9 protein-coding genes are annotated in these 11856 nt (G+C 46.0%); 2 read left to right on the top strand and 7 right to left on the bottom strand.

Annotated elements, in window-relative coordinates; translation table 11 throughout:
• Positions 1 to 7: 7 nt before the first annotated feature.
• The 3 genes from thiB to mpl all read right to left on the bottom strand — a co-directional run bounded on the left by thiB (position 8) and on the right by mpl (position 3248).
• The gene (gene thiB / locus AACR11_RS21610; RefSeq protein ID WP_029788836.1) at positions 8 to 1000 is read right to left on the bottom strand and encodes a thiamine ABC transporter substrate binding subunit; all 993 of its coding nucleotides are present in this window, start codon (positions 998 to 1000) and stop codon (positions 8 to 10) included.
• Between the two features lie 251 nt (positions 1001 to 1251).
• Positions 1252 to 1890, bottom strand: coding sequence for a flavin prenyltransferase UbiX (locus tag AACR11_RS21605; RefSeq protein ID WP_005450501.1), 639 nt, complete (start codon positions 1888 to 1890; stop codon positions 1252 to 1254).
• The gene (mpl, locus tag AACR11_RS21600) at positions 1890 to 3248 is read right to left on the bottom strand and encodes a UDP-N-acetylmuramate:L-alanyl-gamma-D-glutamyl-meso-diaminopimelate ligase (RefSeq protein WP_005450502.1); all 1359 of its coding nucleotides are present in this window, start codon (positions 3246 to 3248) and stop codon (positions 1890 to 1892) included. The genes AACR11_RS21605 and mpl overlap by 1 nt, the downstream gene beginning before the upstream one ends.
• A gap of 314 nt (positions 3249 to 3562) precedes the next feature.
• On the opposite strand from mpl, the gene fbp reads away from it, so the two are divergent.
• Both fbp and ppa read left to right on the top strand, forming a co-directional pair.
• Entirely contained in the window at positions 3563 to 4579 is a 1017-nt protein-coding gene (gene fbp / locus AACR11_RS21595) for a class 1 fructose-bisphosphatase (RefSeq protein ID WP_005450509.1), read from the top strand.
• 125 nt (positions 4580 to 4704) lie between these two features.
• The gene (ppa, locus tag AACR11_RS21590; protein ID WP_029788838.1) at positions 4705 to 5235 is read left to right on the top strand and encodes an inorganic diphosphatase; all 531 of its coding nucleotides are present in this window, start codon (positions 4705 to 4707) and stop codon (positions 5233 to 5235) included.
• A 63-nt stretch (positions 5236 to 5298) separates the two neighbouring features.
• Here ppa and AACR11_RS21585 read toward each other — a convergent pair whose 3' ends face one another.
• From AACR11_RS21585 to tamA, 4 genes are all read right to left on the bottom strand, one after another.
• Entirely contained in the window at positions 5299 to 5658 is a 360-nt protein-coding gene (locus AACR11_RS21585) for a DUF2799 domain-containing protein (RefSeq protein ID WP_005450511.1), read from the bottom strand.
• A 123-nt stretch (positions 5659 to 5781) separates the two neighbouring features.
• Complete coding sequence (locus AACR11_RS21580) at positions 5782 to 6129, bottom strand: gamma-glutamylcyclotransferase family protein (RefSeq protein WP_005450512.1); 348 nt, start codon at positions 6127 to 6129, stop codon at positions 5782 to 5784.
• 28 nt (positions 6130 to 6157) lie between these two features.
• Positions 6158 to 10072 (bottom strand): autotransporter assembly complex protein TamB, encoded by a 3915-nt coding sequence (gene tamB / locus AACR11_RS21575; protein ID WP_029788839.1) that lies wholly within the window; start codon positions 10070 to 10072, stop codon positions 6158 to 6160.
• Positions 10069 to 11781: an autotransporter assembly complex protein TamA gene (gene tamA, locus AACR11_RS21570; RefSeq protein ID WP_009698863.1), complete on the bottom strand. Its 1713-nt coding sequence runs from the start codon at positions 11779 to 11781 to the stop codon at positions 10069 to 10071. The genes tamB and tamA overlap by 4 nt, the downstream gene beginning before the upstream one ends.
• Positions 11782 to 11856 lie beyond the last annotated feature (75 nt).

Raw genomic sequence — 11856 nt, 5'->3', positions numbered from 1 at the left:
ACCTATCTTAGAACGTCAATGCGCTTTGCCATTCACGAATCCAAGTCTTGCGCATTTTTGCTACTTCGTCTGCACTAAAGCTCAATGGTTTACTTGGTACGCTTAAGGTTTCAAAGCCTTTTGGTAATTCAACGTCAGTCACTGGGTACATCCAGTTGCCTGTTGGCATTGCCGATTGGAACTCATCACTCAAGATGAAATTCATAAACTCATCAGCAAGTTCCGCATTCTTTGAGCCTTTAACCTTAGCCGCTACTTCTACTTGCATGTAGTGACCTTCAGAAAAATCTGCGCTCGCATATTTCGCATCATCTTCTGCAATCAAATGGTACGCGGGAGAAGTCGTGTAAGACAGCACGAGATCGGACTCACCGTTCAAAAACATCGAGTAAGCTTCTGACCAGCCTTTCGTAACCGTAACTGTTTTCGTTGCCAGTTGCTTCCATGCTTGAGTCGCATCATCGCCGTAGATGGACTTCATCCACAGCATCAAACCTTGACCCGGCGTCGAAGTACGAGGGTCTTGGTAAATCACTTTCAGATCATCACGCTCTTCCACTAGCTCTTTCATGCTTTTTGGAGGATTCGCCAACTTCTCCTTGTTGTACACAAACGCAAAGTAGCCGTAATCGTACGGTACGAAGGCCTTATCATCCCAACCATTGGGCAAGGTCGTCTTCGATGTATCAACATTGTGCTCAGCCAGAAGCCCAGTCTTTTTCGCTTCCGCTATCAGGTTGTTATCCAAACCTAACACGATATCCGCTTTGCTATTGTTTCCTTCCAAGCGAAGGCGGTTAAGGATTGAAACACCGTCATCCAGAGCAACGAAATTAACGTCGCAACCGCATTTGGCTTCGAACGCTTTTTCAACTTTAGGACCAGGTCCCCAATCGGCAGCGAAAGAGTCGTAAGTGTAGACAGTTAGGGTGTTTTCAGCGGCAAACGCTGAAGTAGAAGTGATGGCTGCAAGGGCAATCAGACTAAGAGTGGTTTTCACTGCTCGCTCTCCATTTGCATTAGTAAACATGAGTTGAGCGGCACAGGGTTGAGGCGGTATCTAGGACTTCCAATATCCAGACTCAATTCCTACGCCAGCATTATCTGGTTCAGGTAATACGGGTCCCTGTTTGCTCAACAACGTTAAGCGATTAGGTCTCAGCACCCAATGGTATTGATAAGGTCAATGCCAAATGGGTTTGCTCCCCGATGAGTTGGATGGATTGTAAAGGTCTTTTATTGATTACACAATCAACGTTGGTCATAACCCCAACGTGGCACCAAGCCTTGCTCAATGCCCAAGTGATCAAGAATTCTCGCCACCATAAAATCCACTAAGTCTTCAATACTCTTTGGTTGATGATAAAAACCAGGAGCCGCAGGCATAATGGTGACGCCCATCTGAGAGAGCTTGTGCATGTTTTCAAGATGCAGCGTAGAGAAAGGCGTTTCACGCACCACAAGTAATAACTGTCCGCGCTCTTTCATTACCACATCCGCAGCGCGTTCAATCAAGTTATCCGACATGCCATGTGCAATGGCCGCAACACTCCCCGCAGAACATGGGCACACTACCATTTGCTTTGGTGCAGCAGAGCCCGATGCTACCGGAGAGAACCAATCGTCTTTGCCACAAACGGTGATGTTATCTGGATTGCAGTTGAGATGCTCAACTAACGCCTTTTGTGCCGCTTCAGGGCCGCTTGGTAATTTCAGATCATGCTCGGTTGCCATTACTACACGTGCAGCCGAAGAGATCAGCACATACACGTGATAATCCGCGGCAACCAAGCATTCAAGAAGACGAAGCCCATACGGGGCACCAGAGGCGCCCGTTAGTGCTAATGTGATGGCTTTTTTAGGGGTTACTTTTTGCTGCATAGATGTCATTAAGCTTTTTGTTTAAGTTGTTGCAGAAGCTTGCCGTGGATACCACCAAAGCCACCGTTACTCATTACGAGGATTTGATCACCCGGCTGCGCTTGCTCTACGATTTTTGCGACAAAGCTGTCCATCTCTGCATCCACAAAAGCAGGTTGTTTACACTGGTCTGCAATCTCTTGTACCGACCAATCAATGTTGTCTGGTTGGAAGAGGAACACCTCATCAGCACTGTGCAATGAAGCCGCCAAAGTATTTTTATGAACGCCGCGCTTCATCGTCGCAGAGCGAGGCTCTAAAACGGCAAGGATACGTTTTTCGCCAACCTTGTTACGTAAACCACCCAATGTCAGTTCAATCGCCGTTGGATGATGAGCAAAATCATCATAAACCGTCACGCCTTGCTCTTCTCCTTTGAGCTCCAAGCGACGTTTGGTGTTAATAAAGCGACCGAGAGCCTGACAAGCCAGTTCTGGAGCCACACCGACATGGCGTGCAGCTGCGATGGCCATCAAAGCGTTATCCACGTTGTGGTCACCAACAAGCTCCCAATCTACGACGCCTACTTTCTCACCTTGCAGCGACACTTCAAATTTCGAGCCATCAACAACCAGTTTGTGTGCTTGCCAATCACCATCGACACCAGAGAACTGCTTTTCTGTCCAACAACCACGCTCGATCACATCTTGCAGCGACTGATCTTGCTTCGGAGCCAAGATCAAACCGTTCCCCGGAACAGTACGCACCAAATGATGGAATTGACGCTTTATCGCCTCTAGATCGTCAAAGATGTCTGCATGATCGAACTCAAGATTATTCATGATCAGTGTGCGTGGGTGGTAATGAACAAACTTAGATCGTTTGTCGAAAAAAGCACTGTCATATTCGTCTGCTTCGACGACGAAGAACATACTTTCACCCAAGCGAGCTGACACACCGAAGTTACCTAACACACCACCAACAAGAAAACCTGGTTGGTAACCGCAATCTTCTAAGATCCACGCCAACATACTTGAAGTGGTGGTTTTACCATGGGTACCCGATACCGCTAGAACCCAGCGATCGTGCAATAAGAACTCTTGTAACCATTGTGGGCCAGAGGTGTAACGCATATTGGTATTCAGCACATGCTCAACACATGGGTTACCACGGCTCATCGCGTTACCAATCACCACAAGATCTGGTTGAGGGTCAAGTTGAGAAGGGTCAAATCCTTCAATAATTTCAATACCTTGAGACTCCAACAGGGTACTCATTGGTGGATAAACATTGGCATCCGAACCCGTCACTTTATGACCTAGCTGACGCGCTAAAATTGCCGCACCGCCCATAAACGTGCCGCAGATACCCAAGATATGAATGTGCATAAACTTAACCTTGTAATGCGTTCTTTAATCCTTTCATTATCGTGATAACCACCAGAAAAGCGAGAGCCTTTCGCTGTGTTCTTGCAGTCTCTTTCACAAATCTGACAGGGCTTAGCACTGACTGACCAAGCATTAACCAAGTGACAGACTTCTTATGCAATAAGACAAATAAATTGAGATCTCAGTCGGTTACTTCATTACCATTAATAAGATCCACGTCATAAACTTACATCTAGCGCAATCGTTTAACATCCATAAAGAGATGACCCCATTGCGCGACACCCCCAACGAAATGAAAAATGTAAGGATAAACCATGTCAGGACTGCGCACCCTAGGCGAATTCATTGTTGAGAAACAAGCGGATTTCCCCCACGCTAGCGGTGATCTTTCATCTCTCTTAGCTTCCATTCGTTTAGCTGCAAAAATTGTTAACCGTGAAATTAACGCGGCAGGTCTTGGTGATATCACCGGCGCTGTAGGTACGGAAAACGTACAAGGCGAAGATCAGCAAAAGCTTGATGTATACGCGAACGACAAGTTCAAAGCAGCACTCGAAGCACGTGACCAAGTGTGTGGCGTTGCAAGTGAAGAAGAAGATGAAGCGGTTGCGTTCAACAAAGAACTCAACCAAAACGCAAAGTACGTTGTACTAATGGACCCACTCGATGGCTCATCAAACATCGATGTGAACGTATCAGTCGGTACGATTTTCTCTATTTACCGTCGAGTTTCTCCTATTGGTACCCCGCCAACAGAAGAAGACTTCCTACAGCCTGGTCACAAACAAGTGGCGGCGGGCTACGTGATTTACGGCTCATCTACTATGTTGGTTTACACCACTGGTAATGGCGTAAACGGCTTCACTTACGACCCATCGATTGGCAGCTTCTGTCTTTCTCATGAAAACATGATGATCCCAGAAGACGGCAACATCTACTCGATCAACGAAGGTAACTACATCCGCTTCCCGCAGGGCGTGAAGAAGTACATCAAGTACTGTCAGGAGAATGTGCCTGAAGATGGTCGCCCATACACATCTCGCTACATCGGCTCACTGGTGGCTGACTTCCATCGTAACCTGCTTAAAGGCGGCATTTACTTGTACCCAAGCACGCAAAGCCACCCTCAAGGCAAACTACGTCTGTTGTACGAGTGCAACCCAATGGCATTCTTAATTGAGCAAGCTGGCGGTCTGGCGTCTGACGGTGTAAACCGCATTATGGATTTGAAACCGACCGAACTGCATCAACGTGTGCCTTTCTTTGTGGGTTCAAAGAACATGGTCAACAAAGTCGAAGAGTTTCTTGAGCTGAATCGCGAAGAAGACTAATTTCAGACCTTTGTCCAACGCGGCAGGTGTTTACCTGCCGCGTTTTTGTCGTTAAAGTGAACTGCGTAAATGTTAGCCAGATTAAGCCTCTCAATGCTTAATCCTCAATGAAAAGGAATATTCAAATGAGCTTAAACAACGTACCAGCAGGTAAATCTTTGCCTGAAGATATCTATGTCGTTATTGAAATCCCAGCTAATGCGGATCCAATCAAATACGAAGTAGATAAAGACACTGGTGCTGTATTTGTCGACCGTTTCATGTCTGCGCCAATGTTCTACCCATGTAACTACGGCTACGTGAACGACACTCTTTCTCTAGATGGTGACCCAGTGGACGTGCTGGTGCCAACTCCTTACCCATTGATGCCAGGTTCTGTGATTCGTTGCCGCCCAGTTGGCGTATTGAAGATGACGGATGAATCCGGTGAAGATGCGAAAGTCTTCGCTGTGCCGCATTCTAAAATCTCAAAAGAGTACGAAGGCATTCAAGATGTGGACGATATTCCGGAACTACTCAAAGCCCAAATCACACAGTTTTTTGAGCGTTACAAAGAGCTTGAAGCAGGTAAATGGGTGAAAGTGGATGGCTGGGCAGATGTTGCTGCCGCAAAAGCGGAAATCCTAGAATCTTACGAGCGTGCGCAAAACAAGTAATTGCGAACGCCAGAAAGCAAAAGAGCTGCAAATTAGCAGCTCTTTTTTGTTATATCGTTTTGACTAATACTCGCCAGCGGTAGAAGTTCGACCCGATTCATAATTTTGTTTGAAAAACGGGTCAATATCATCACAAATGCCAAAGTAAGGCATATCTCGTACGCCAAGCATATAAGCACTTTGCTCACAGTACTCTTTTTTACCTTCTTGGTAACCAGATTGATAAGCCATGATCAATTCCGGTGTAGCACGATTTGTATCATCAAGCTTGACGATGCGGTCTTCCGATAATTCAATCAGACCATCGAGAGCAGATTGCTTACCGAAGTCCTGCCAATCTGTTACGTTCACTGAATCTGGTAACCTTGTTTGCGCACAAGCGGTGAGAAAAAGCAGCATGGCGCCGATGATGATGGATCTCATAAGTTCTCCTTGGGCTTATACAAAAGACCGTCGGAAACTCACTTTCATACCCCTTTATCGAGTACTCATTCGACAGTCATACACTTTCACTACAAATGCTTACGCGTACTCGCGGAGTATGGTTCACACTCTCTGACACCAATCACCAGATGCAATCTCTTCACTCAACTGCTCAGTGTCTTGATATAAGTAGATCCAAGCTTGGCCAAAAGGTGTAGTAATACTTTCTCGACGATACTCAACCGGTACGTCTTCTAACTTATCAAGTTCCTGCAGCGTGTCATTATCAATCAAATAAACTTCGCCCTGTATCGCATTTTGTCCGACCGACAAAGCCGGGTAAGGACCTAAATCATACAGAGCGAATTGGGCATCTGTTTCATGGTGACCAAGAAACTCAGCAGTGCTTAAAAAGTGATGATTGCACTCTCCTTTGCGCAAAGTTCCATACACAAACACCAAATGTTGCATAGCCGCTCCTTCTGCTTACAAGCTAAGTTTAGTTGAATTCGAATTGATAGAGCAGGTCAACAGCACTATCAACACCTGAAACTGCCTCTAGGTACAAGTCTTTCATCAAACGATAACGCACTGTGAACTCACCTAATGAGGTAAAGATACCCACACCATATTTCACCTGTAAACCAGGAAGAATATAGCCGCTCACCGTTACTTGAGAGTCGTCACCTGAACCTGCAGTATCCAGTTGCAGATCTTGTACGCCAAAGGCTTCGCCGATTTCACCTACGACTTTACCGCTCTTCGCTAAACTCAAGCCAATAAGGGTCGTCGTCATCGCATTACCGCCCGATTCTGCATCGATATCTTGACCTCGCAACAGGTAAGAAAGTGCGTTCGCTTGCGGCATTGCCGGATCAGAGAAGATTTCCACCGTAGGATCACTTGCAGGACCAGTCACACGTACACCCGCTGTCACATCATCTTGCGTGTTGTCCGGATTACGAATCGCTTTGATCGAGACATAAGGCTGATCCGCTGGTCCATTCATCATGATCTTACCTTCTTGGATGACCAAGTCTTGCCCAAATGAGCGATAAGAACCGTCAATGATGTTCACCTCACCGACAATAAACGGACCTTTGTCTTTTTGCGTCACGTTGAGGTTACCTTGCAAGTCACCTTTTAGACCAAACGCAGACAACTGGAAATCATCGCCGATTTTGATGTTAATGTTGGTTTCAACGTTAAACGGCAACGCTTGCTCACCATCAACAGGCTGCATGTCTTTGTTCAAAATAACTGTGTCGCTTGAAACACCAACCGCACTTGGTGGCAGTTCATCAATTAAGATACGTCCCCAAGGTAGATTAATACTGCCTTCGACCTTGGCAAGTTGAGGCGTCACATCAATAGTCATATCCGGTTTGACTTTGATTCTCACCATCGGTGGCATATCCACTTTAAGCTCTTCAGCGAACACACGAGCCTTAGTGTGCCAATTTTCTAGGTCACGCCAATCAGCATCGCCTTTAATCTCTAGCTTGCCATCTGGCGTAATGATCCCAGCATCTAAATCAGCTTGATGACCTTTAAAGTTAATCGCCACTTGTCCTGAATTGATATCAATTGGCGTGACTTCACCTTGCAGTTTCATTTGATCAATCAAGAACTGACCATTCACCTTTGGATGCATCACATCACCAGATAGAGCAAGGTCAGTGTTCATGTTGGCTTTAAACAGGCTGTATTCGCCAATCAGGGGCGCTAAAAAGTCCAAGTGGAATGTCGATAGCGACACCTTACCGTCAATCGTCGGCTTCTCGGACGACACATCATTCAGGGCGACTTTACCAGACAAATCACCGTTATCCGTTACATCAAGCAACCACTCAGCATCTAGCTTATCTTGTGCCAACTTGGCTTTAAAACTCACACTTTCCCAACCGACTTTCACCGGTTGTTCTAGCGTTTGTTCTACCTGACCTTTTGGCATATCGACATTCACCGTGACTTCCGGTTTCATGTCTGGCGCCCATTTCGCGAAAGCATTCGCGTTCACAGAACCTTGCAGTTTGGTTTCTGGCGGTAAGAATTGTTTGATTTGGTCGAAGTCAAAGTTAGTGATGGCTAACTTCGCTTCACCGCTTTTACCAACGCTGATGTCTTCACTTAAACACACGCTTGATTTTGACTGTAACCAACAGTGTGCTTGCACATCAGCAATCTGCTTGTCGATGTTCACTTTGACTGCCGTCGACTTTTGCAATGCCCAAGGACCTTGAGGCGTGCTCAGCGTTAAGCGGCGTAGTGCACCATCCCAAATCATTTCTGGCTTTTGCTTAAAGGTGCCTTCGATCTCTAAACTGCTCGAAACAATGTCTGAAACCACGTCGAGTGTCAGTTGGTGTAGCTTTTCATCGCCACTCACTTCCAAATCTGCACTGTCAATTTTAATGTCGTCGTAGGTGATGTTCTTCGCAATTAGGCTAACATCGGCTTTTGGCGCAGGCAGTGGTGTAACATCCCCTTTTAGAGTGATGGTTTCCACCTTGGCTTGCTGCTGCCAATTCAACTGGTTCAGCGCGAGATCTAAATTAATGTCCGGCTGTTTCAAACTGCCGCGAAGAGCAACCGTACCATTCATCTTACCAGCAAGATCCGGTACGCTTTTCGCAAAATCAGGGAAATTAACATCAACATCCATCAAGATTTGTTTGTCGATTTTACCCTTTGCTCGCAAAGAGTTGGGACCATGTGACAAAGCTAAACCTTGCGTGTTCAATTGAATATCTTCACCTTTACCGTTCTTATCTGAGGCTTCTAATTGACCTTCGATATGCAAAGGGTAGCCACGTAAAATACCGTCAATATCCAATTTAGGTAGATTCACTTGCCAGCCACCTTGTGCGGTTAATGACCCCGACGTCGACAAGCTGCCACTGATATCGCCTTCCGCTTCTTCCCACTGTAAGCCCGGTTGAATATTTTTTAAGTTCAGATCGGCTTGCCAGTTGATAGGTGCAGCCCAATTCGCCATGACTTTACCTGCAAGCTCACCACCCAGCGTTTTGACAACTAAGCTGTCTAAGTCAATCTGTTCTAAAGTACCTTTACCGTTTAACGCCACATCAACTGCTGGAATATCTTTACCAGACGCCTTAGTTTCCAAGGCAACCGTGTAACCTTGTAAAGAGCCTTTCGCTGCAAGACTCGGGACCGATACTTGGTAATCACTCTTACCACTCAATGGCCATTGCGCCTCAACATCTTTCAATTTGATATCAAACGGCAACTCAGACTTAAGAGGTTGAATTTGCCCCTGAATCTTGGCTTTCACCAAATCAGATAACGTGGCATCCAGTGATAAATCACCAACCGAGCCAGATGCCGTCAGTGACAATTTCTGACCTTTTACATCCGCTTGTTTAACCAATGCGTCAATTTGGGCTTGAATTGGGTAGTCACCTGATAATGTCACTTGAGTGCTTAACTGCCCTTTCACTTCTGGCATGTCAAGCTCAAGGGTTTTGACATCAACTTGGTCACCACCCGCTTTGGCTTCTAACCCTAAATGATGAACGATAACCGGTGTGTCGCCAGCCAACTTAAAGTCATGAATATCGAGGCGCTGTGCTTCAATAGTGAGCGGAATCCAGACTTCAGGTAGAGCGATACCATTTGATTCAGGCTTAACGTCTAACTTCTGTTCATCAGGCTTTGAACCTTTGTTAGCAGCAACATTTTCTGCACCTTGCTGCGATGGCTTTTTAGACGCGTCTGAATTGAGCGATGTTGACGACTGGACTTCCGCGTCTTGCTCAACTTGAGCTTGATGGTTCGTTTTAGTGTCTTGAACTGGCGGCTGTTCCACCCCCTCTTCACTTGGTGCAAGTGCCACATTAATGGTTTTCAATGCCGTAGGGGCAATCACCAAACGATCACCTTGCATTGATAATGCGGTTGAAAAATCTTGCCAATCAATCTTATTCCCCAAGATATTCAGATTGATATCATTAAAGCTGACTTTATTGACAAAAATAGGCACTGGCGTACTGATAGAGCGCAATGGTGGCGTTTCTTCTTCAGGCTCGTCAGATGCCGGAGGGAGCTCTGGCATCTGAAAGTTCACCCCTTTCAGTGCCAACTCATCGACACACACTTTCGGATCGAAGAAGCAACGGAAGTTGATAGCAAGCGTTACGCTTTCAACCTTAGCATCGACATGTAAGGATTCATCGACAAAGCTGACGTTACGTAAAGCAAAACGCGGAAAAAGCGAACCTTGAACTTCTTCCACTTTGAGTTGCGGTAAGGCTTTCTCTGCCCCCCACAGCGCAAGTTTTAAACCCGGATGGGTGAAAAGCAATGTGCCAACAAAAACCGTCAGCAGCAATAATAGACTCAGCAGACCGATTGAGAGCCATTTCGTCCACTTCAGAGTTGTTTTGATCATAGTTCAGGTCCCAACGAGAAGTGAATGCGGAATTCTGGATCAGGCTCGGAGTCGAGCCCCCAAGCAAAGTCAAAGCTCACCGGACCAACCGGTGACGCCCAGCGGATACCAACACCCGCACCTGCCTTCCATTCTGGGGTTTCATTAAATGCATCACCAATATCGTAGAAAGCAGCGCCCCACCAGTTGCCGTAGACACGGTATTGATATTCAAGGGTGCTGGTCACCATATACTTAGCACCCGTCAATGCACCACTGGCATCTTTCGGTGAGATAGACTCATAGCCATAACCACGAATGTTGTTATCACCACCAGCAAAGAAACGTAGTGATGGCGATAGTTTTTCAAATTCATCCGTAATGTTGGCACCGCCCTCTAAACGGAACAAACCACGGTGGTTTTGGCCAATACCGCGAATCCAAGATGTGCGTCCTAACAAGCGCAGTACTCGAGTTTCTGACAGCAAAGCAGTATCGCCATATTCAACGGTCACACTCTGCTTATCCCCCCACATTGGCATATTGCCACCACGGGTTCGGGTTCGAGAAAAAGAAGCACCAGGCAAGACAAATTGCACACCATCTTCTTGCAAACCTTGCGAGAAGTTTTCGTACAGGTGGCGAACATACAAAGTCTTATGCCAACCACCGTCGGTGATCCAGTGGCGTTCTACCGCAAGATTCGATTCCAAACTTTCGGTATCTCGGTTATCAAGATGCTTGAGACCAAACTGCAATTGGTAGTATTCGTGTAGAACGTCATCAAGAGGGATTTTGTAGCCTGCTGTGATAGTTTGTTCAGGCTTGGAAAGAGAAAGAGCAGTATCAAAACTATGACCACGTGCGCTTACCCACGGTTTTTTCCATTTCAGCGTACCGCGAACACCCGTGTCGGTCGAATAACCAATACCAGTCTCAAGTTGGTTTTTAGCTGCAGGGGCAAGTGAGACTTTGATTGGCAGCTCGCGACCATCGTCTAGCTTACTTAAATCTGGCTCAACAAATACTGACGAAAACCAATCGGTATTAGACAGGTTTTGGTTGTATTCCCCAACTTCTGAAACCAAATAAGGTTCACCAGTTTTAAATGGACGCAGAGACTCAACACGGTCTTCCCAAATCTGACTTCCAAAAATCTCCACCGAACCAAAGTGATAACGGATACCACTGTCATAATGAAGACGCACATTCGCTTCGTTAAGTTCGGGAACCACCTCAAGACGGCTTAAAGTGAAATCTCCATTAAAGTAACCACGTTGCAACGCTAAGTTACGAATACTTGATTTCAAGCTGTCGTATTCACCTTGATTTAAGATGCGTCCTACCTTCAATGGTGATTTTTCAAGAAGCTTAACGAATGCTTCGTCTTGGTTTGCCTCACCTGAAATCACCACATCCATCAGTTTCACCCTTACAGGCTCACCCGGTTGGACATTGACGATCAATTCATCATTATCTTTCGTAATAGTGTATGAAATTTTCGCATGATAATAGCCGAGCGCATTGAGCGCTTCAGTGATACTTTGTTCCAATCGCGCCTGAAAACGCAGAGACGTGGAATAATCGTCTTCAGGAATGGAAGACAAATAAGCGTTCACATTATCTTCTAGCGCACCATCGATCCCTTTAATTTTTAAGGAAACATCGGCATAAGCGCTATGAGAAAAGGCAAGTAGGCTGACAATGATCGGAGTAGCTTTTCTTATCATGCTTTTTAGCTGGACGAGGTTAAATAAACGTAAACAATAATAACGCCAAATAAAGGCTAAGTCTGTAATATTAAT

Origin of the sequence: Vibrio sp. L85, assembly GCF_963871815.1 — a bacterium.
GTDB lineage: Bacteria > Pseudomonadota > Gammaproteobacteria > Enterobacterales > Vibrionaceae > Vibrio > Vibrio harveyi.
The sequence above is the reverse complement of the archived record's forward strand: the minus strand, read 5'-3'. Positions and strand labels throughout refer to the sequence as shown.